Annotated in this window: 19 protein-coding genes and 3 tRNA genes; 14 read left to right on the top strand and 8 right to left on the bottom strand. The window is 40.4% G+C overall.

Going from position 1 to position 21,802, the window contains the following annotated elements; translation table 11 throughout:
* Positions 1 to 20: 20 nt before the first annotated feature.
* Positions 21 to 734 (bottom strand): DUF2057 domain-containing protein, encoded by a 714-nt coding sequence (locus CTN07_RS15045; RefSeq protein ID WP_005298119.1) that lies wholly within the window; start codon positions 732 to 734, stop codon positions 21 to 23.
* 76 nt (positions 735 to 810) lie between these two features.
* On the bottom strand, positions 811 to 1,881 hold the full coding sequence (locus tag CTN07_RS15050) for a porin (protein WP_036763382.1): 1,071 nt from the start codon (positions 1,879 to 1,881) through the stop codon (positions 811 to 813).
* Between the two features lie 486 nt (positions 1,882 to 2,367).
* Between CTN07_RS15050 and rlmA the strand changes: the two genes are divergently transcribed.
* Positions 2,368 to 3,195 carry a 23S rRNA (guanine(745)-N(1))-methyltransferase gene (rlmA, locus tag CTN07_RS15055; RefSeq protein WP_005298115.1) on the top strand — a complete coding sequence of 276 codons (828 nt, stop codon included), beginning with the start codon at positions 2,368 to 2,370 and terminating at the stop codon, positions 3,193 to 3,195.
* Positions 3,196 to 3,313: 118 nt separating this feature from the next.
* Positions 3,314 to 4,252 (top strand): ChaN family lipoprotein, encoded by a 939-nt coding sequence (locus CTN07_RS15060; RefSeq protein ID WP_005298114.1) that lies wholly within the window; start codon positions 3,314 to 3,316, stop codon positions 4,250 to 4,252.
* 215 nt (positions 4,253 to 4,467) lie between these two features.
* Here CTN07_RS15060 and yfbV read toward each other — a convergent pair whose 3' ends face one another.
* A complete protein-coding gene (gene yfbV / locus CTN07_RS15065; RefSeq protein ID WP_036763380.1) occupies positions 4,468 to 4,917 on the bottom strand; it encodes a terminus macrodomain insulation protein YfbV in 450 nt (149 codons plus the stop codon).
* A gap of 339 nt (positions 4,918 to 5,256) precedes the next feature.
* On the opposite strand from yfbV, the gene CTN07_RS15070 reads away from it, so the two are divergent.
* Complete coding sequence (locus tag CTN07_RS15070) at positions 5,257 to 6,453, top strand: acetate kinase (protein ID WP_005298112.1); 1,197 nt, start codon at positions 5,257 to 5,259, stop codon at positions 6,451 to 6,453.
* Between the two features lie 176 nt (positions 6,454 to 6,629).
* Positions 6,630 to 8,762: a phosphate acetyltransferase gene (gene pta / locus CTN07_RS15075; protein WP_036764849.1), complete on the top strand. Its 2,133-nt coding sequence runs from the start codon at positions 6,630 to 6,632 to the stop codon at positions 8,760 to 8,762.
* Between the two features lie 102 nt (positions 8,763 to 8,864).
* On the opposite strand, the gene yfcE is transcribed toward pta, so the two are convergent.
* On the bottom strand, positions 8,865 to 9,413 hold the full coding sequence (gene yfcE / locus CTN07_RS15080) for a phosphodiesterase (protein ID WP_005298108.1): 549 nt from the start codon (positions 9,411 to 9,413) through the stop codon (positions 8,865 to 8,867).
* A 129-nt stretch (positions 9,414 to 9,542) separates the two neighbouring features.
* Here yfcE and CTN07_RS15085 point away from each other — a divergent pair, with 129 nt between their 5' ends.
* The 3 genes from CTN07_RS15085 to CTN07_RS15095 all read left to right on the top strand — a co-directional run bounded on the left by CTN07_RS15085 (position 9,543) and on the right by CTN07_RS15095 (position 12,420).
* Positions 9,543 to 10,451, top strand: a complete 909-nt coding sequence (locus CTN07_RS15085; protein ID WP_036764847.1) for a TIGR01777 family oxidoreductase — start codon at positions 9,543 to 9,545, stop codon at positions 10,449 to 10,451.
* Positions 10,452 to 10,467: 16 nt separating this feature from the next.
* Complete coding sequence (locus CTN07_RS15090) at positions 10,468 to 11,292, top strand: SDR family NAD(P)-dependent oxidoreductase (protein ID WP_005298103.1); 825 nt, start codon at positions 10,468 to 10,470, stop codon at positions 11,290 to 11,292.
* 273 nt (positions 11,293 to 11,565) lie between these two features.
* The gene (locus tag CTN07_RS15095) at positions 11,566 to 12,420 is read left to right on the top strand and encodes a co-chaperone YbbN (RefSeq protein ID WP_005298101.1); all 855 of its coding nucleotides are present in this window, start codon (positions 11,566 to 11,568) and stop codon (positions 12,418 to 12,420) included.
* Positions 12,421 to 12,487: 67 nt separating this feature from the next.
* Here the strand turns inward: CTN07_RS15095 and CTN07_RS15100 are convergent, their stop codons facing one another.
* A complete protein-coding gene (locus CTN07_RS15100) occupies positions 12,488 to 12,901 on the bottom strand; it encodes an META domain-containing protein (RefSeq protein ID WP_036763378.1) in 414 nt (137 codons plus the stop codon).
* A gap of 191 nt (positions 12,902 to 13,092) precedes the next feature.
* The gene (locus CTN07_RS15105) at positions 13,093 to 14,112 is read right to left on the bottom strand and encodes an OmpA family protein (RefSeq protein WP_005298099.1); all 1,020 of its coding nucleotides are present in this window, start codon (positions 14,110 to 14,112) and stop codon (positions 13,093 to 13,095) included.
* Between the two features lie 670 nt (positions 14,113 to 14,782).
* Between CTN07_RS15105 and CTN07_RS15110 the strand changes: the two genes are divergently transcribed.
* Positions 14,783 to 15,448 (top strand): winged helix-turn-helix domain-containing protein, encoded by a 666-nt coding sequence (locus CTN07_RS15110; RefSeq protein WP_005298097.1) that lies wholly within the window; start codon positions 14,783 to 14,785, stop codon positions 15,446 to 15,448.
* The gene (locus CTN07_RS15115) at positions 15,435 to 15,872 is read left to right on the top strand and encodes a hypothetical protein (protein ID WP_036763375.1); all 438 of its coding nucleotides are present in this window, start codon (positions 15,435 to 15,437) and stop codon (positions 15,870 to 15,872) included. The genes CTN07_RS15110 and CTN07_RS15115 overlap by 14 nt, the downstream gene beginning before the upstream one ends.
* Here CTN07_RS15115 and cueR read toward each other — a convergent pair.
* On the bottom strand, positions 15,869 to 16,264 hold the full coding sequence (gene cueR / locus CTN07_RS15120; protein ID WP_036763374.1) for a Cu(I)-responsive transcriptional regulator: 396 nt from the start codon (positions 16,262 to 16,264) through the stop codon (positions 15,869 to 15,871). The genes CTN07_RS15115 and cueR overlap by 4 nt on opposite strands.
* Before the next feature lie 180 nt (positions 16,265 to 16,444).
* Here cueR and CTN07_RS15125 point away from each other — a divergent pair, with 180 nt between their 5' ends.
* Positions 16,445 to 19,333 carry a copper-translocating P-type ATPase gene (locus CTN07_RS15125; protein ID WP_005298095.1) on the top strand — a complete coding sequence of 963 codons (2,889 nt, stop codon included), beginning with the start codon at positions 16,445 to 16,447 and terminating at the stop codon, positions 19,331 to 19,333.
* A gap of 208 nt (positions 19,334 to 19,541) precedes the next feature.
* A complete protein-coding gene (locus CTN07_RS15130) occupies positions 19,542 to 20,387 on the top strand; it encodes a TraB/GumN family protein (RefSeq protein ID WP_005298093.1) in 846 nt (281 codons plus the stop codon).
* A gap of 62 nt (positions 20,388 to 20,449) precedes the next feature.
* On the opposite strand, the gene smrA is transcribed toward CTN07_RS15130, so the two are convergent.
* Positions 20,450 to 21,031 (bottom strand): DNA endonuclease SmrA, encoded by a 582-nt coding sequence (gene smrA / locus CTN07_RS15135; protein WP_005298091.1) that lies wholly within the window; start codon positions 21,029 to 21,031, stop codon positions 20,450 to 20,452.
* Between the two features lie 426 nt (positions 21,032 to 21,457).
* Here smrA and CTN07_RS22815 point away from each other — a divergent pair.
* The 3 genes from CTN07_RS22815 to CTN07_RS15145 all read left to right on the top strand — a co-directional run bounded on the left by CTN07_RS22815 (position 21,458) and on the right by CTN07_RS15145 (position 21,796).
* Positions 21,458 to 21,564 (top strand) — tRNA-OTHER (locus CTN07_RS22815).
* A 39-nt stretch (positions 21,565 to 21,603) separates the two neighbouring features.
* Positions 21,604 to 21,680 (top strand) — tRNA-Pro (locus CTN07_RS15140).
* 39 nt (positions 21,681 to 21,719) lie between these two features.
* Positions 21,720 to 21,796, top strand: a tRNA-Pro gene (locus CTN07_RS15145).
* Positions 21,797 to 21,802 lie beyond the last annotated feature (6 nt).

Here is a 21,802-nt window from a genome sequence, read left to right on the forward strand (position 1 = left end):
CTTTTGGGGGTATTTTCTCTTTATAATCCAAGAGCCCAACGCATAAATTCTTTTCGCTGAGTTTCATCGGCTTGTTGGTACAATGATCTTAATAATTCCTGACGCTGAGTTGGTGATAGTTTACTAACCTCAATTGGAATAACTGTTTTTGAGCTGGCAGCAGATACAGATGTAGACCCCACTATCGTAGCTGATGTGACAATCGGTGCTACCGCTATTTTATGACTGGCTGATATTGCTTTTTGAGAACCCATCGCCGTTACTGGTTCTGCTTTTGGAGTAATGAACTCAGCTAATAGCGCATTATAATCAGCAAGTAATGGAGAACCACTAAAATTCATGGTCTCTACGGAATATTTAATGGACTGTCCCTTTCCATCAATAAGATCAAATTTCGGCGCTTTGGCAAACTTCACAATCTCTTGGGGCGTATCAATTCTTGGAGCCACGAGTTTAATAGCATCATTCTGAGCAGAAAAGGATACTAACAAGGGTTGAGAGTGGATATATCCCATCGATTGCGCAGTTGAATGTGGATTTCTTGGACTCTCAAAACGGATTAAGACTCGCTGTTGACCATCTGCTAAATTGATCTGCTTTTGGGCTTTTTTCAGCTCTTGTGACTGAGCCGCTAATACAGAAAAATGGGCCGGCATTTCTAAGCTAACATTGGCTTGTACCGCATAAGAGCTCAAAAATAAGGTCGCATAAACAAGCTGTGTCATTTTTTTCATTTTTATTACCTTATAAAAACAGGGAAAGCCAGCAACAAATATCGTCACTGGCTTATTTATCATGCGAGGCTAAATATTAGAACTCGTAACGTAATCCCACATGGAAATAGTCTTCTTCTGGATTGTTCCAACCGTTCCAATCAATGGATGGGATCGAGCCATTACCTTTTTTACCATCACGGAAAACATAACTGGTGAAGATAGAAGAGCGATCAGTCAGCTTGTATTGTGCTTCTAGCGTAGTGTCTTTGTATTCAGTTTCATCACCACCCTCGTTTTCTAATGAGCGGTAACCAGCACGTAATGCCCAACTGTCATTTAAATCATAAACTGCAGTTAGTTCATAAACTTTATCTTTACTCTTTTCACGGCTATCGAAGAAACCCAGTTCGCCTTCAGAGTACATTGCGCCTAACATTAACTTCTCAATGTAGTAACGAGTACCCACACCCCAGAATGTATAATCTTTTGCATCGTTATTTTTGTTATCAGTCTCATCATATTGATAAGCAACCACTGGCGCTAACTTGCCTGCATTCCCTAGATCTAATGTATAACGTAACGCACCATTGTAAGCAGTTTTTAGATCGGAAGTGCTGTTACCTAAAATATAAGCCGCTGATACGTCTAGAGCACCAAAAGTGTTTTGATATTGAAGTGTGCCATCTTGACGAAATACTTGAGTTGCCGTTGAATCAATCGCACTCACCTGACGACCAATGGTTACGTCGGATGCTGCAAATACATCAGCAATGTCAGTCAACATAATCAAGCCAGACGCTACACGACCACCGGTAATTTTACCGTATTCAGAAGCATCAATACCGGCCCAAACATAACGAGCACTTAAGCTATCATTTCCTTTACCTGCATTTGCACCTTCAGCAGCATTGACTTGGTATTCTGCCCAACCAATAACAGAAACCTTATCATTGACAGTTTGTGAGCCACCAAGACCAATACGACCATCAAAATTGCCATCGACATGAGATTTATCGCCATCGTTATCACGATCAGTGATGTTAAACCCTAAACGGCCATACACATCAACATGAGAACCATCTTCAGCTTGATAAATCGTTGCTGCCTGTACGGTTGATACCATTATTACCGCTGGAATCGTTACTGCTAAAAGTGTTTTTTTCATTGTATTCAATCCTATTTGAACCATTTCCTTCATAACAGAACAAAGAAATCCCCCTAATCGCTTTCTTTGTCATGAAAAAAATGGATATGAAGTTATTTCTATCCTACAAACAACCAAGCAACAAAATGCTTTAAAAACATTCAATAACTTAATTAATTGTCAAAATAACGAAAATAACTGAACAAATACTGAATGAGAAAATGCTTAATCACTATAGTTTTTAGCTGTGATTGAGATCTATTTTTGCCTTTCAAAATATGTGATCCGTCTCCTTCACTCCTTTAGTACTAAAATGTATAGAGTGCTAACAATTTTTAGGGATAATAGACAAAGATGGATATTTCACATTAAAAAAATAATAGGTCTCACTTTAAGACGAGAACCTATCAAACCGAGGAAGGTGTAATGAATGGGATAGTGTTGAAATCTAGTATCTCAACCGTATTTAGGTAAAATAGCGCGATTCTCTTTTTGCAGGTTTTACTTATGTCTTATCAATGTCCCCTATGCCACCACTCTCTTTCTTTGACTGATCATCATTGGCGCTGCCAAAATAATCATCAATTTGATGTGGCAAAAGAAGGCTACGTAAATTTAATGCCTGCGCACCATAAAAGCTCCAAAAATCCTGGTGATAACAAAGAAATGATGCAAGCTCGCCGCTTGTTTTTAAACACCGACCACTACCAACCTTTGCGTGATGCTGTTATTGCCCAATTGCAGCAACATTTACCTGAACAAGCTCAGCAACTATTAGATATTGGCTGCGGTGAGGGTTATTACACCAGTGAGTTTGAACAACTGCATTCACAATATCCTGAGTTACAGATTCATGGACTTGATATATCAAAAGTGGCGGTAAAATATGCGGCTAAACGCTACCATAACTGTCATTTTTGTGTCGCTTCTAGCCATCGTCTTCCTTTTGCGGATGATTTCCTTGATGGTGTTGTTCGTATCTATGCCCCATGTAAAGGGGAAGAGTTATATCGGACCATAAAGGCCGAAGGTATTTTAGTCGCTGTTACTCCAGCGCCACGCCATCTCTACCAATTAAAAGAATTGATTTATTCGGACGTGCATCTACATGATGTGCCACCAGAAGACATTGACGGTTTTGAACTGATTGTTGATGATAACTTGCACTACGATATGACATTAAATGGTGAAGAAGCGAGTGCGCTTATGCAAATGACGCCTTTTGCTTGGAAAACCTCAGAAGCGGTTTGGCAACAATTAAAAGCAGCACAGAACTTCCGTTGTGAAGCGGATTTTGCGATTCGAGTTTATAAAAAGCATAGCAATAAAGCTTAAGTAACACGCTTGTACGCCATTAAAGATGAGAGTCACTATCAATATCATTTGATAATAACTCTCATCTTTACTACTATCCGTTGCAACGCCCTATCTCATTTCTTGCAATGGATACATTATGAAAGCTTGGTTATCTCTTACCATCGCCGCCCTCTTAACGGGATGTGCCACAACGCCACAACCATCCTCTAAGCTCAATACTTTCTACGATTATCGCATCACAGATTCCAACCTCACTGCGATAACCATCAAGCAGTTAGCAAAGCAATTAGAAAATGCCGATGTTGTTTTAGTCGGTGAATGGCATGGACACCCGGCAGCTCATCTACTCCAAGCTCAATTATTGGCAGCGTTATACCAACAAAATGCTGACCTAACTCTTTCAATGGAGCAATTTACCCGAGATAAACAAGGGGTACTTAATGATTATCTTGCTGGCAAAATAGGTGAAAGCACGCTAACAAAAGAAGCCAATGCCTGGCCTAATTACACCAGTGATTACCGCCCTTTAGTTGAATTTGCCAAGCAAAACCAACTTGATGTACTCGCAGCTAATGCACCAAAGTCCATTGTACGATGTATCGGTCAACAAGGTGGCAATTACCTAAATAAGCTGCCTAAAAATGAACGACAATGGGTCGCATCAAAACTCACGTTATCCAACGATGCCTATAAACAAAAATTTAAAGCATCGATGCATCATGGTGATGAGGCAAAGACAGAACGTCAATTTGCAGCGCAAACCGCGTGGGACGATACTATGGCTGAGAGTATTGTGAATTATTTAGTTCAACACCCAGACCATCAGATTATGCATACTGCCGGACGTTTTCATGTAATGGATGGGCTTGGTACTGCATCAAGGATCAAAGCGCGTAACCCTAAATTACAGGTAGCTCTAGTGACTCCCGTGACGAAAAACGACGACGTTACAGCAGGTTCTATTGATTATCGAGTTGAAATGATGAGTCTGCCCAAAAGCTATGTGCAGAAAGATAAAATGATGGCTGCGATGAAAATGATCCAGCAAAGAAACAGCAACTTAAAATGTTATTAACGATTAAATTAGCTTTATTATCTAGTCACTAAAAAAGCAGAACCCCACCGGCGGCCAAGCTGTGGGGTTCGAGGGAGAGACATCCAATATCTCTTGTAGCCCGTTCAATATAACAAAGCTTCCTTTCTCTATCCTGAACAGTATGCTTTTTACGTACTATATCGTTTATTTATGACAACAAAATGAACAAAAAACCAAACTATCCTACTGAAAATCTAAAACCAACGTTCTAGTGCGCTACTGTCTAATTGCTTAAATGCTCGGTTTAGCACCTCTGCTAACTCTTTATATCTTGGCGTTTTTTTCACTGGTGGTAAGGCATGGCCTTCGGCACTGATCTTGTCATGAATTTCGCGATACCATGATGCTAGAGAAACCGGTAAAACTTTACGACTACGTTTACCTAACCACCACAAACCTTGCAATGGCATAGATAAAGCAAACAGTGCAACGGCCATCGCTTGTGGCATTGATGAGTAATGAGCAAACGTCATCTGACTTAAAATACTGATAACAGCAACCGCGGGCATTACTCGAATTGCGAATTTGGTTGCTTTGATATAGCGATACTCAGGAAAAATTGGCATCAATTCTTTGCGCATTGGCCAAATATCCATGTACTGCTGCCCGTTTGTAAAATGTTGCCAAAATGATTGTCGAGTCATAATGCACCAATAAATAAACAACTTTCAAAAAAAAGTATAAAACTTAAAAAATTTAGATAATAAACTTGATTCAAATTAATTTTTTGCAAAAATCTTTTTGTTATATTCCGTAACAATCGCTATCCTATGCACGCCTTTTATAATTGTTGCCCGATATTGTGATATTGGCAACTTGGCAGCTTCAAGGATGACCCAGAATTGCTGGTTACTCAATTCCCATTAATGGAATGATTCAGAATTTAGCCCAGATTAGTACGATAGTTAAAAATCGTCTATTCTATGGGTACTTTTTATTCAAATGAATATCAACTTTCAGACAGATTATAGGTAGTCACACTCATGTCTAAGCTGGTTTTAGTTCTAAACTGCGGTAGTTCATCTCTAAAGTTCGCAATCATCGATCCAGTATCAGGTGAAGAACATCTTTCAGGTCTAGCAGAATGTCTAGGTCTTCCAGAAGCTCGTATCAAGTGGAAACTTGATGGCAAGCACGAAGCACAACTAGGTGAAGGTGCTGCTCACGAAGAAGCTCTAGCATTCATGGTTGATACTATCCTTGCTTCTAAGCCTGAGCTTAAAGATAACCTAGGCGCTATCGGTCACCGTATCGTTCACGGTGGCGAGCAATTCACAGCATCTGCTCTAATCGACGATGTTGTACTTAAAGGTATCGAAGACGCTGCAACTTTCGCACCGCTTCACAACCCAGCTCACATCATCGGTATTGAAGCTGCTAAGCACAACTTCCCTGAGCTTAAGAACGTAGCCGTATTTGATACTGCGTTCCACCAGTCAATGCCTGAAGAAGCGTTCCTATACGCAATTCCTTACAACCTATACAAAGAGCACGGTATCCGTCGTTACGGCGCTCACGGTACTTCTCACCGCTTCATCGCTCGCGAAACTGCAGAGCGTCTAGGTAAGCCACAAGAAGAACTAAACATCATCAACTGTCACCTAGGTAACGGCGCATCTGTATGTGCTATTAAGAACGGTCAATGTGTTGATACTTCAATGGGTCTAACTCCTCTTGAAGGTCTAGTAATGGGTACTCGTTGTGGTGACCTAGACCCTGCTGTTATGTTCCACCTACACGACAAGCTAGGCATGAGCGTTGATCAAATCAACACTATGTTCACTAAAGAGTCTGGCCTTCTAGGTCTAACTGGTGTGACTTCTGACTGTCGTTTCGTTGAAGACAACTACGGCGATAAAGAAGAAGCAACACGTGCAATGGACGTGTTCTGTCACCGTCTAGCTAAGTACGTTGCTGGCTACACTGCAACTCTTGATGGTCGTCTAGACGCTATCGTATTCACTGGTGGTATCGGTGAAAACTCTGGCCCTATCCGTGAAATGGTTCTTAACCGTCTAGCTATCTTCGGTATCGAAGTTGATGGTGAAGCAAACCTTAAAGCACGTTTCGGCGGCGAAGGCGTAATCACTTCTGCAAACAGCCGTATTCCTGCAATGGTTGTTTCTACTAACGAAGAACTAGTAATCGCTGAAGACACAGCTCTTCTAGCAAACATCTAATTCATTAGTATCTCAAACGGCTGGCTCTATGCCGGCCGTTTTTTCATGGTATTTCCATGATGCACTTGTGGTGCTGCTCTATGGCTATCTTTTCTGAAATTCATGTTTAGAGAAGGGTTATTGAACAGCACTTTATGTCCAATAGTTCTGAGGAATCTATAGTGTCTCGTACTATTATGCTTATTCCAGTTGGTGCTGGAGTTGGTTTAACTAGCGTTAGCCTTGGTGTGCTACGCGCTATGGAACGCAAAGGCGTTCGTGTTTCTTTCTTTAAGCCTATCGCACAGCCACGTCAAGGCGGCGAGCAGCCAGACCTAACTACAACAATCATCCGTGCTAACAGCGATATGCAAATCGCTGATCCATTATCAATGGCAAGCGCAGAAGAGTTGATCCGTAACGACCAAACTGATGTTCTACTAGAAGAAATCGTTGCTCGTTTTAAAGCAGCAACTGCAAACTCTGAAGTTGCTCTTATCGAAGGTCTAGTACCAACTCGTAAGCACCCATTTGCGAACCAAATCAACTTTGAAATCGCAAAAACGCTTGATGCTGAAATCGTATTTGTTGTATCACCTGGTACTGATAACGCTTCTCAGCTTAAAGAGCGCATCGAAGTAGCATGTTCTAACTTCGGTGGCATCAAAAACAAGCAAATCTCTGGTGTTATCGTTAACAAGCTTAACGCACCTGTTGATTCAGAAGGCCGTACACGCCCTGACCTTTCTGAAATCTTTGATGATGCAGAAGCAGCACTATCTTCAAACGTTGAAGTAATGCAAGTATTTAACTCTAGCCCAATCCGTGTACTAGGTTGTGCACCTTGGAGCCCAGAGCTAATTGCAACTCGTGCAACAGACATCGCTCAGCACCTAAATGCTGAAGTTCTAAACGAAGGTGAAATCGCGACTCGTCGTATTAAGAGCATCACTTTCTGTGCACGTTCTATCCCTCATATGGTTGAGCACTTCCGTCCAGGTTCACTACTTGTAACTTCAGCGGATCGTCCAGACGTAATCGTAGCGGCATGTCTTGCTGCAATGAACGGCGTTGAGATTGGTGCACTTCTTCTAACTGGCGGTTACGACCTACCAAAACCAGTTATGGATCTATGTGAGCGTGCATTTGCAACTGGTCTTCCAGTTCTTAGCGCACAAGGTAACACTTGGCAGACTTCTCTAAACCTACAGAGCTTCAGCCTAGAAGTTCCTGCAGATGATAAAGAGCGTGTTGAGTTTGTTAACGAATACATGGCTAGCCACATCGATGGTCAGTGGATTGAATCTCTAACTGAAGGTTCAACTCGCGAGCGTCGTCTAAGCCCACCAGCATTCCGTTACCAGTTAACTGAACTTGCTCGTAGCGCAGCTAAGCGTATCGTTCTTCCTGAAGGTGATGAGCCACGTACAGTTAAAGCAGCAGCTATCTGTGCTGAGCGCGGCATTGCAGAATGTGTGCTTCTTGGTAACCCAGAAGAGATCAAGCGCGTTGCAGAACAGCAAGGTGTGACTCTAGGTGCTGGCGTAACTATCATCAACTCTGATGAAGTTCGTGAAAACTACGTTGCTCGTCTAGTTGAGCTTCGTGGCGCGAAAGGTATGACTGAAGTAGTTGCTCGTGAGAAACTACAAGATTCAGTATTCCTAGGTACAATGATGCTAGAAAACAACGAAGTTGACGGTCTAGTATCTGGTGCTGTACACACAACAGCAAACACTATCGTACCTCCATTCCAGATCATCAAGACTGCACCAGATGCTTCTATCGTATCTTCTGTATTCTTCATGCTTCTACCTGACCAAGTATTGGTTTACGGTGACTGTGCGATCAACCCAGATCCAACAGCTGAGCAACTTGCTGAAATCGCTATCCAATCTGCAGATTCTGCAAAAGCATTTGGTATCGATCCTCGCGTAGCAATGATCTCTTACTCTACTGGTACTTCTGGTAAGGGTGCAGACGTTGATAAAGTACGTGAAGCAACTCGCATCGCTCAAGAGAAACGTCCAGATCTTGTTATCGACGGTCCTCTACAGTATGACGCAGCGATCATGGAAAACGTGGCAGCATCTAAAGCGCCTAACTCTCCAGTAGCAGGTAAAGCAACTGTATTTGTATTCCCAGACCTAAACACTGGTAACACAACTTACAAAGCGGTACAGCGTTCAGCAGACCTAGTATCTATCGGTCCAATGCTGCAAGGTATGCGCAAGCCTGTAAACGACCTATCTCGTGGTGCTCTAGTAGACGATATCGTATACACAGTAGCGCTAACTGCGATTCAGGCAAAACAAGCTGAAACTAACTAATAAGAGTTAATCTTTTAGCTAGTGAAATACAACAATGCCCAGCGCTTTTGCCTGGGCATTTTTTTGTTTATTTTTTGCCTAAATTTATTTTTTACCTAAAAGCTAAGCAATACAAACTTGTTGTAGGACTTCATCATCAAAAGTTTTCACGATAAGCTGGTTACCTTCTAATAAACCATAGCTAGCAGGTAAACCATTGCGGGGAATCGTTATCGAACCCGGATTAAAAAGATAAAGCTCATCCATCATTTCAGCGACTGGAATGTGAGTATGACCTGAAACAATCACGTCACCTGCACGCAATTTGGGATGTTTCTCTTTATTGTATAAATGACCATGAGTTAAAAATAGTCGCTGCCCTGTTGGCAATAAAACCCAATTAAAATCACTCATCAAAGGGAATTGGAGCAGCATCTGATCCACTTCACTATCACAATTACCGCGAACTGCCATAATACGATCAGCATAAGGGTTAAGAAGCTCAGAAACCTTAATTGGGTCATAACCACTTGGTAAGGCATTGCGAGGACCGTGATTAAGAATATCACCCAGTAAAATAAGATACTCTGCACCACTTTGTTCAAAACGTTGTAGCATGTTATGGGTGCTTACCGCGCAACCATGAATATCTGAAGCAATAAATAATTTCATGACAAACTGTATAGATTGAGTAAAACACCAAGGAAGTCTACGCTAGTGCATTATTAATTGCCATTCCTTGCCATACTCATAAACAAGACAATTTTATACTCAGCAAAATGTTAGGGAGAGAAGAGTATGATGAACATATTAGTCACGGGTGGTACGGGGTTTATTGGGAAAGCCCTACTGCGACATTTATCTCATAATCAGATTACTGTCCTTAGTCGCTCTCCTTTAAAAGCTTATGACTCGCTGGGACACCACATTAAGATAATTGAAAACTTAGAGAGTTATGAGAATTTAGATCAGTTCGATGCTGTTATTAATCTAGCAGGCGAACCTATTATGAATAAGCGGTGGACAGCCAGCCAAAAAGAGCTTATTTGTCGTAGTCGTTGGGCTTTAACACAATCTTTAGTCGATAAAATAAAAGCTGGAAGCAATCCACCTCATACCTTTATTAGTGGTTCAGCCGTTGGAATTTATGGCAATACGGGGCCTGAAAAAATCACAGAAGAATCAGAATATTTGACTCATCCAGATGACTTTGCCCAACACGTGTGTATGCGCTGGGAAAAAATAGCCCATCAAGCACAATCTGAGCAGACGCGAGTTTGTCTATTAAGAACAGGTATTGTATTAGCCAAACATGGCGGCGCTTTAGCCAAAATGCTTCCCGCTTATCAATTGGGATTAGGCGGAAAACTGGGAAATGGACAACAATATTTTCCATGGATTCATCTTAATGACATGGTAAAAGGCATTTTATATCTGCTTAATCATCAAGATTTAAATGGGGTCTTTAATTTTACGGCCCCAAACTCAGTTACCAACCAAGAATTTAGTAAAACCTTAGCTCATGTCGTTAAACGCCCACATTTGCTGACAACACCAGCTTGGTTGCTAAAAACGGTTCTAGGTCAGTCTTCCAGCTTATTACTTGATAGCCAAAATATTTATCCAGAACACCTGATTCAAGCAGGGTTTCATTTTGTTTATCCAACATTGCAGCCAGCTTTAGAACACACTTTGGCACAACAACATTAAAATAGAGTCAACACAGATGCTTTCAATATTAATCACAGGCTGCAGCTCAGGAATTGGGTTTTATTGCGCTAAACAATTGCACCAAGCGGGACATCATGTCGTTGCGACCTGCCGAACCGAACACGATCATAAAACGCTACAACAACTTGGTATATCGACCGTTAATATGGAAATGAGTGATGATATATCAATCGAGAAAGGATTTGCTCAGGCATTAACATTACTTAATGGCAAAATAGATATTCTTTTTAATAACGCCGCTTATGGCCAACCCGGTGCGTTAGAAGATCTCCCAACCGAAGCGCTAAAAGAACAATTTGCCACTAACTTTTTCGGTTGGCACACCTTAACCCGCCTAACCATTCGCCAAATGCTCAAACAAAAAAGCGGTAAGATTGTGCAAAATAGCTCAGTATTGGGTTTAGTAGCCATGAAATATCGTGGAGCTTATAACGCCAGCAAATTTGCCATTGAAGGTTATACCGATACTTTACGATTAGAGTTGGCAGATACTCCTATTCACATATCCTTAATTGAGCCAGGACCTATTGAAAGCCAATTTCGCGCGACCGCAAAACGTTATTTTGAACGCTACATCAATATTGAGCATTCTCGCCATAAACTCTCATATCAACAAACTCTGGAACGATTAGGAAACCCCTCTCCGTCTAATCGCTTCACACTACAGCCAGATGCTGTTTATCAACGCTTACTTTCTATTATCGAAGCAAAGCAACCTAAAGCGCGATATTTTGTTACCCAACCAACCTATATTTTTGCTTTTTTACGCCGTGTTTTGCCAAATCGGTTATTAGATAAAATAGTGAGTAAAAGTCATTAATACCCTATTCTCGTCATAATTGTGTCACACAACCGCTATAGAGTAGATAAGGTAAATAGATAATCTCCGATGACTTTTTAGGTGTATAAATGACATTGCGCCAAATTAATCTACTTTGCGTCTGTGTTACATTAGCTCTTATGCTCACTTTTACTAACTGATTTATAAGCCCAAAGATCCTCTCTTTGGGCTTCTCAGTTTTAGCTATTCAACTTGATTCGCTAGGTTTGATCCCCATATATTAAGTATCTACCTTAAGAATGGAATACACCTATGAATAGCTCATCTGTTATTGAAATTACCGAACAGAACTTACAGCAAGTCCTCGAACAATCCATGAGCTCTGTGGTTGTGATAAGCTTTTGGGCTCCTTCTATGCCTGAAACCATTGAAGTTAATCGAACTCTTGAACAAATCAGTCAAGATTATCCTCAACTGATGACACTTGCGACACTAGATTGTGAGCGTCAGCCTATGGTAGCAGGTCAATTTGGTGTACGAGGCCTTCCTACTGTAGCAGTATTTAAGAATGGTCAACCTGTTGATGGTTCAGCGGGGCCTCAAACAGAACAAAGTCTGCGTGAAATGTTAGGCAAATACTTACCAAGTCCTGAAGAATTAGCATTAAAGCACGCTTTATCATTAGTCGATCAAAAAGACTATCTGCAGGCTTTGCCAACTTTACGTCAACTTGCTCCACAATTTCCTCAAGACAATATTGTTAATTTAGCTATTGCCGAATGCTTACTTGAAACCGCGCAATTTAATGCAGCCGAAGAAATATTAAATCAGATCCCAATGCAAGATCAGGATGCTAAGTACAAAGGGCTGCTAGCTAAACTGGAACTGCATAAAGAGGCAGCGGATTCACCTGAAATTCGAGAGCTTGAACAAAAATGGCAGTTAGAACCCAATAATTTTGAGGTCGGTTATGAACTAGCGATCCAATACAGTCAGGCTAATCGTAATGAAGAGGCTTTAGAGATCCTACTATCAATCCTAAAAAAGGATCTGAATTTTGCCGATGGCCAAGCCAAAAAATCAATGCTTGATCTTCTTGCTGCGCTAGGACAAGGCAACACTTTGGCATCTCGTTATCGTCGCCAACTTTACGCCTTACTGTACTAACCTCTTTTAAATAGATAATAAAAAAGCTTCCAATGGGAAGCTTTTTTGTTGAGCTTTATTTTTTATTTTAGTTTGTTTTTTCAAAGACTAAGAACTTATCACCTGAATCGACAACCAGCGTATGATTAATCAATTCGATGCTAGTTGCGCTGCGCAAAATATTAAGCATATTATTTTCTTGTGTAATCAGCTCAGGTAAACACATCTTGCGAGTTACTGCAGGTAAAGTGAAATTCGTGCTTTGGCCATTTACAGAATTTAACTTACCTTTAAATGTATTACAGCCAGTAAAACCAGAGACTGTCATATCATTTTCAATAACAATATTTGGCTGGCGTTTTGTTATACCTGGTAGGTTAACACCGCCTTTTAATGTCCAATCACCAATGAACTTGGTTGATTCGTTCAGTTGTTGATTTGAAAAACAGCCTACCAAAGTGGTACTCAATAAGGCCAGAATAAGAACTTTAATATATTTCATTGCTACTTCCCCTCTCAAAATCGACTTCCTTAATCGCTTAATATTCAAACGAGTTTAGCCCGCCATCATTAAAAATGGCTAAAAAAAAGACTAAGGAAGAAAATTTCAAAAATAATGCCGGTGGTTTTTAGTGGCCACCGGCATTGTTAAGACTTACTAAACTTAATTAGTAAAGAGACAACCTTAAATGATTACTTAAGGATGATTTGAACTGAACGCTCGATTAGGTTAGCGCCGTTAGAGTTACCAGCAACTAGTGGATCGTTGTTAGCAACAGAAGAAACAGTTAGACGAGATGCGTCGATACCGTTCGCTTCTAGGTATTCAGCAACACCTTGAGCACGTGCATTAGATACTTTCTCGTTGATTGCTTTAGAACCAACAGCGTCTGTACGACCTACGATTTGTGCAGTAACTTCTGGGTTAGCATTCATTGTTGCAACAACTTCGTTTAGGTTGTAACGGCCGTAGTCGTTTAGCTTAGTTTGACCATTTTGGTATGGTAGAACGTAAGTAGAACGAGTTGCAGTTTGAACAGCTACTTCTTTAACTACTTCCACTTCGTTAGTGATAACTGCAGGAGCTACAGGTTGACCGAACTTGTAAGTCATACCCCAGTAAGCTTGAGTCAGGTCTGCATGACCATTTGTAGTATCAAGGTTCTGGTAGTAATCTGCACCCACTTGAGTAGATAGTGCGTTAGTGATCTGGTAAGACAGACCTAGACCAGCAGTTGCAGAGAAGCTGTCTGAATGTAGGTGTGTTGCTTGATGATGGAAAGACTGACCATCAGCATAGATGTAAGAAGCACCAACTTTACCAAACGCAGATAGTTTCTGAGTTAGAGGTAGGTTACCTTTAATACCTAGAGTACCGATATGCATATCAGCATTACCTAGGTCGTACATGAAGTCGTAGCTACCGTAAACACCAACATATTGGTTGAAGTCGTAACCAGCGTCTAGTTTAACGCTAGGAGCGTTAGTTTGACCACCAAATACACCTTCATCGTTGTTACCAACGTAACCCATACCTAGTGCACCACCGATCCACCAGCCATGACCTTCACCTGAGTACCAGTGACCAGATGCAGCAGATTTAGTTGCTACAGTGTTTGCATCAGTTGCAGTTGCGTCAGCTGCCATTGCAGAAGTAGCAACACCTAGAGATAGTGCAGCTAGTACAGATAGAGATAGAGATTTCAATTTCATTGTTAACTCCAATGCGTATCGCTATGAACTTTTCTAATTGTCCGTTCTTTATAATGCGTACTATTTTTTTTGTGTGTATCGCAGAACGGTGTATGTCAGGAACGAGATACATTGTGTGACTAACATCACCTTAAATCAAATAATAAAAAACTATGTTCACAATTAATTGAGTTTTTTTTAGTGACGCCAAAAAAATGACTTCTGAAAAAATGCTCTTTTTCACAATAAACGTTAAAGACAATTTTATGAGATAATTTTATCTTCTGAAAACTATAAAAACATAATAAAGAAAAGATAAATAAAAATAAAAAACAAATGAAAACATAATCTTGCACAGATTATTTCAAAATAAAAAATCTCTCCCACTAAGTTTAGAACTACAGTTCTGAGTGCTCTGCAACGTCAATTTCACGTTATAGATTTAACATAAGAGAAGATTCATAAGACTTTTACATCACTTCCCAAAATAAATTTTTTTGGTAGGATTTATGATAAAAATAAACATCACTTTATTTTAGCGACTAGGCATTGAACTTATAAAGACATAAAATGTGACCAAGATCGTGTAATGTTTGTTCTTAACACAGTGATGACTTTTCCATCATAAATATGTTCATTTGATACACAGCATTATGTATGTATGCAATTAGCTCTATGCGGATAGCAAAATATGATCATCTATAAACATGGCAATGACTTTTTTGAACCACAAAAGAGTGCTTATACGGCCGATGAGATAACCACAAAATTAAGTGCTAGTGAAACAAAGATTTTACAATACCTCATCGACAACAGCGGTGAGATAGTCAGTAGAGAAACATTATTAGAGATCGGCTGGCCCGAAAAAATTGTCGTACCGAATTCTCTTAATGTTGCCATTGCCAATCTTCGTAAAGCATTTAAAACAAAAAATGAAATCATCATTACGATTAAAGGTGCTGGTTTTACTGTTGCAAAAAATACTTTTGTTAAACAGCAGCAGAGTATTAATGAAGAAGAGCTTCAACAAGAAGAATCAGAGGCCATTGATTTAGCACAAGTCACAACCTCTGATACTCATACCGAGATAAATGATCGCCAAGAGCCGCCACATAACGGGGTTTATATACAGCGTATAAGAGTAAACTGGCAACGAGCTTGTACTGGTGTATTGGTATTACTCGCGGTGCTATGGATGTCGCTCTGGCTCAGTAGTTGGCAAACACCACCTTGTGTTGCTTTTGAGAATCAAAAAGTGTGTGGCAACATTGAACTATTAAAGCCAGAACAACTACCAAAAGATAAAGAGGGAACGTTGTACATTGATATGATGGGTAAGATTCATGCGCAAAACTAAAATTTTACTGATAGCTATTGGCTTACTCTTTCTTTACCCTGTCATAAACGGTATGGGTTGTGATTTTAATCTAGAATATAAGATTCCAGGCCATGAGCGTTTTGGCAGTTGTAAATTTGGCCAGTACACCTTAATTGATTATCCAGATCCAGAGAAAGGGAATGGCTATATTGTCTTAAAAGGTCTCTATTTTTATGCCTTTGGTAATGCAGGATTATTGATAACCGGCCATGAAGACCATACAAAAGAGATAACCAATGCATCTATTGATAGCGTTAACAACGCCAATCGACGGTTTTGGCGCCAAGCTAAAATCTCTCACTTTGGTAATCATGAGGTTATGTTCTACTCTAATCGTCCTAAAAACCAACTGCTGATTATTCCTTATAAGGGCAAGTTGTCACTTGGTGATTCTGAACATTAAAGCTTTTCATTACTCAACCCTTCAATAATAGGGCAACATGAATGCTCATTCCCTGGGCACTGCTTCGTTAGAGTTTCCAGGGTATGTTTCATTTGAATTAACTCACTGATCTTATGATCGATATCTTTCAATTTAGCGATAGCTTTTTGTTTTACATCCGCACTACGTCGATTAGGATCGCGAGACAGCGCTAATAGCTCTCGACACTCTTCTAAGGAAAATCCCACTAAGCGAGAGCGTTTTATCAATAATAGTTCAGCTAAGTGCCCATCATTATAATAGCGATAACCATTATCAGCTCGCATAGGCGGAGTAATAATACCCTTATCTTCATAAAAGCGAATGGTTTTTGTTGTTAAGTCAGTTTTTTTTGCGATATCACTAATATTCACAGTGCAACCTTTCTGTATCTGGAATCTTTTTTAACCATAATTCATTTTATGATTAGTATCAAACTTCGACTTTCTCTAGTCATCTCAATAAAATATACCTCTTAAAAATAAATCTTGACCTTCCCCTTGATGGAAGGTTTATTCTACATACAGTTGAATAATCTTATTTAAGGTCATGCTATGTCTAGATTTGATCTACCAATGCAAAATGTACGCTGCATGGGGTGCGTTAAAAAGATCCGTGCGGCTATTGAAACCTTACCTAACACCGTCATTCATGATATCGATACCGATCATATTGATGTTAGCAGTGATGCCCCACTTTCTAGTCTGTTTTCTATCATCGAAGAGTTGGGCTATAACGTGGGTTATCATTATCAATTTACCTTACAAGGTCTTTCTTGTGGTCATTGCGTTGCTAAAGTGGAAGCCGCACTTAAAGCACAAAATGATGTTGTAAGTTATCAAGTAAGCACCACAAACCTTGATGTTACAGGGGCAATAAGTAAGCAGTCACTTATCGAGTTAATTGATAGTCTCGGTTATCAAGCTTTAGATGAATCCGAACCAACGACAATAATGTTATATTTATCAGGACTTTCCTGTGGTAAATGTGTCGCAAAACTCAAAGCCGCTTTTGAAGCTCAATCTGTTTCTGTTCTTGAAATAGAGACAAAACATGCCGTTGTTTCATCAAATCTCAATGCGGAGCAATTGCTTACTATTGTTACCGATGCAGGTTATCAAGCCAGTTTAACTGAGCCTCAAGACACTCAGCCAGCTGAAGGGATTGTAATACCTGAAGCCATATCACAGCCTACTGAGAATAAACAGAGTATTGCCACAACTCAGCAATTTCTGTTATCTGGGATGACGTGTGCCAGTTGTGTAGCTTCAGTAGAGAAAGCAATCGCTAGTGTTACAGGGGTAGAATCTGTCAACGTTAATTTAGCGGAGAGAACTGCACTTGTTAGTGGCGATGGTCAGACTCAAGCTATCATCCATGCTGTTGAACAAGCGGGATACGGTGCAGAGCTAAGTGAAAATGAAGACGAGCGTCGTGCTCGCCAACAAGAGCAGAACAGTCAAACCTATAAAACTCACATTAAAAACTCTATTACAGCGCTGGTTGTTGGTGTTCCACTTATGGCGTGGGGTGTTTTTGGTGGAAATATGATGATTAATTCAACCAGCAGCCAAATTAGCTGGGGTATCATTGGATTAATTACATTATGGTTACTTTGTACTGTTGGTAAGCACTTCTATATAAATGCATGGAAAGCGTTTCTTCACCATCGTGCCACTATGGATACTTTAGTTGCTCTTGGTACTGGTGCTGCATGGATTTTCTCAATGTTGATCGTCATTATGCCTAACGTATTCCCACCTACGGCGCGTCATGTTTATTTTGAAGCCTCAGCGATGATCTTAGGTTTAATTACATTGGGTCATGCTTTAGAGTCTCGTGCTCGTAGCCAGACTTCAAAAGCATTAGAGCGTCTTATAGATTTGCAGCCTCAAACCGCCATCATTGTTGAAAATGGGGTTGAAGTTGAACGTCCATTAAGCGATGTGACAGAAGGCATGACATTACGCCTTCATCCAGGAGCTAAGGTGCCTGTTGACGGCATTGTTTTAGACGGCCAAAGTTATATTGATGAATCGATGTTAACAGGAGAACCAATTCCAGCTAATAAAACGGCAGGAGAAAAGGTTCATGCAGGTACCATTAACCAACATGGTAGTCTACTGTTTAAAGCCGAGCAGATTGGTGCTAATACGATGTTATCGCGTATTATTCAATTAGTTCGTCAAGCTCAAAGCAGTAAACCAGCGTTAGCTCGATTAGCCGATAAGATCTCTTCGATCTTTGTACCTTCTGTCATGATCATTGCTATTGTCACCGCTATGGTTTGGTACTATTTTGGCCCTGCTCCCTCATCTATTTATATGTTAGTAGCAGCGACAACCGTTCTTATCATTGCTTGTCCTTGTGCTTTAGGATTAGCAACGCCAATGTCTGTAACCGTTGGGGTTGGCCGAGCTGCTGAAATGGGAATTTTGATCCGAGATGCAGAAGCAATGCAGTTAGCAGCCGATGTTGATACTGTTGTATTAGATAAAACAGGAACCTTAACCGAGGGTAAACCGGCTCTTACTCAAACCGTAGCTTTAGCTAACTTAAACGATGAGCAAATTATCCAGCTAGCAGCAAGCTTAGAACAAGGTTCTGAACACCCTCTTGCGATTGCTATTTTAGATGCAGCAAAAGAGAAACAGCTAACATTAACAAAACCCATTAATTTTACCGCTCGCCCAGGCTTTGGTGTTTCAGGGGATGTAAATCAAACAAACATCAGTTTAGGTAATGCTCGTTTAATGGCTGAGCACAGTATTGATGTGACTCATTATCAAGAGCAAACAACTGAGATTGCATCACAAGGTGCAACCCCTATTTATGTGGCAGTTGATAACACATTAGTCGGAATTCTCGCTATCAGTGACCCACTTCGCGAAGACTCCATTACGGCAGTTTCTCGCATGCAGAAAATGGGACTGAATGTGGTGATGCTAACGGGTGATACTGAAGTTACCGCTCACGCTATTGCGAAAAAAGTGGGGATTGAAACCATAATTGCAGGGGTTCTACCAGACGGAAAAGCGGAACAAGTGGCCAAATTGCAACAACAAGGCCACAAAGTCGCCATGGTTGGTGATGGCATTAACGATGCTCCGGCTCTAGCTCGAGCAGAAGTTGGTATCGCAATGGGTAGTGGTAGTGATGTCGCTATTGAAAGTGCTCAATTTACCTTAATGCGTCATTCGTTACATGCTGTAGCTGATGCGTTAGAGCTATCAAAAGCAACCCTTAAAAACATGAAAGAAAACTTGTTTGGTGCCTTTGTCTATAACAGCCTAGGTATCCCAGTTGCTGCTGGTATTTTATATCCAATTACAGGAACACTACTTAGCCCTGTGATTGCAGGTGCAGCTATGGCGTTATCGTCAATTACGGTTGTGACCAACGCAAACCGCTTACGTCTGTTCAAACCTCAACATAAGGACTAATAATATGTGTTTTCTATTTGGTGTTGCCGCTATTGGTTTGATTGTGTGGTGGTTTTGGTTACATCCTAAAGCGCATTAATCATACCTAAAATTACAGCGAGTCATAATCTGATTTAATATCAAAGGTGCAGAGAGTAAATATCTGCACCTTTTTCTTTAGCTAAAAGTTCGCTATGGTAATTTTCTAACCTTCATAGGATAAAACTTAATGCGAAAATATATTTATGCTCTGTTATTACCATTTCTCTCTTTTTCTGCATTAAGTGCTCCCCTTGTATGGCAAGCACAAAAAGGGGATGTGAATTTTTACTTCTTAGGCTCCATTCATGCAGGTAAGAAAACCTTTTATCCTCTTCCTTCTGAGTTTATGGAACATTGGTCTAGCGCTAATGCTCTGATTGTTGAAGCAAATATCTTGTCATCAACTGAGGTAAAACCAGATTTATCAGGCCCAACAACCAAGCAGCAATTAACGCCAAAGCAGCAAGAACAGTTAAAAGTTATTAGTGATACCCTTTCGCTACCCTATTCCCATCTATTGACGATGCCACCTTGGTTATCTGCCATTAATTTACAAATGGCACTAACAAATCAATTAGGTTTAGATCCGCAACAAGGTGTGGATTATCAACTGCTATTAAAAGCTCAACACGATAAGTTACCGATAAAAGAGCTTGAAGGTGTCGAACAACAGTTTGCCCTACTCGCTAACCTTCCTGAGCATGGGACTCCTATGTTGCAAGAAACAGTCACTAATTGGGAACAACTAAAGCAGGATATGGCAGATTTAATTACCGCTTGGCAAACCGGTGATCAAACAAAGCTCAATCAGCTTTTTACTAATAGTCAGTTTGATGATCAAAGTGATGAACAATTAATATTTGGCAGGAATAAGCAATGGGCCCATATTTTAAGTGATCCACAACAGTATCCTGCGGGTAATTATTTGGTGGTAGTCGGCGCATTTCACCTGCTTGGTGACAAGGGAGTTCCTGCTTTATTAGCGGAAGAAGGATTTATCGTTAAGCGAGTAAGCGAGTTTTCTCCGAAATAAAAAACAAGCAATATATTAGTTATCAAAAAGCTTCATCATTTGACGAAGCTTTTTGATTACAATCAACTACGACGAGCAAGATGTCGTTCTCGATTATCGAGTTTTTTCTCTGGGCTTTTCTTTAACATTACATATACAGCACCACAGCCACCATGTTGACGAAGAGCCGAGTGGTATCCCATTACATCACTAATTTGCTCAAGCCATGTTGCTAAGTAGCTTTTCATTAATGCAGGTGGATTAGATCTCTCACCTTTGCCATGAACAATTAAGACACTGCGGATATCAAGCCGCTGACATTGCTTTAAGAACTTTAATACCTCTTCTCGTGCTTCTTTCAATGTCTTTCGGTGAAGGTCTAATCGAGCTTGAATTTCATATTTGCCAAGTCTTAACTTTCGAATGACCCCTTCTTGCACACCATCTCTCTTAAACTCTAACATATCGTCTGGTTTAACCATCTTGGCATAATCAATTGAAAGATATTCAGGATCACTGTCAGATAGAGTTTGAGCTGCTAACTGTCGAGCTAATTGCGCATCAGTTACATTGAATTTATTAGTGACTTCTACTGTGTCTTGTTTTATTGGCGAGACATCCGCCATCATCTCTCGAAAGAGATCCAATTCATTATTATCTGACATAACACTTCACGAGTTCATCAAGCGATATGTTAATTATAAAATTGAACTTGGCTTGCGGCTATCTTTTCATTTTTAACAAATAGACTTTGCTGCATATATAACCACAATTTGCTTTTTAATCTTATTTATTAGATGTGAAATATACTGAAAATGCATTTTACCAATATTCTACTGACTATTTAGGCCAGATTTATGATTAATAATCAACCGCAATCAGAGTGGGTAATGTGTGACAAATGTATCTAAGTTGTTGCTAATGCTACTATTGAGCTACTGAGATTGATTAAAATTGCTAGGAGTTGATCGAATGACGAGCAATGGATTCAATTTCATAAAAAATACCGCAGAAAATACTGTATAGCTCTTGCGTTACGAAAAATGCTGAGTATTATAGTCGACCTCGACACGATAGAGTCGAAACAAAGTCGGTGAATAGCGCAGTTTGGTTGAGCATCTCTGCTCTTCGGTAAACAGCGGACCAGAGGGTCGGGAGTTCCTGATCTATCTAAAAGCAATAGCCTCTTCACCGACCACTATTTCAAGTAGTGGTATTTATTGCCGTTGCTTACAGTCGGTGAATAGCGCAGTTTGGTAGCGCATCTGGTTTGGGACCAGAGGGTCGGGGGTTCGAATCCCTCTTCACCGACCACTATTTTAAGTAGTGGTATTTATTACCGTTGCTTACAGTCGGTGAATAGCGCAGTTTGGTAGCGCATCTGGTTTGGGACCAGAGGGTCGGGGGTTCGAATCCCTCTTCACCGACCACTATTT

This window comes from Photobacterium damselae (assembly GCF_003026815.1).
GTDB classification, from domain to species: Bacteria; Pseudomonadota; Gammaproteobacteria; order Enterobacterales; family Vibrionaceae; genus Photobacterium; species Photobacterium damselae.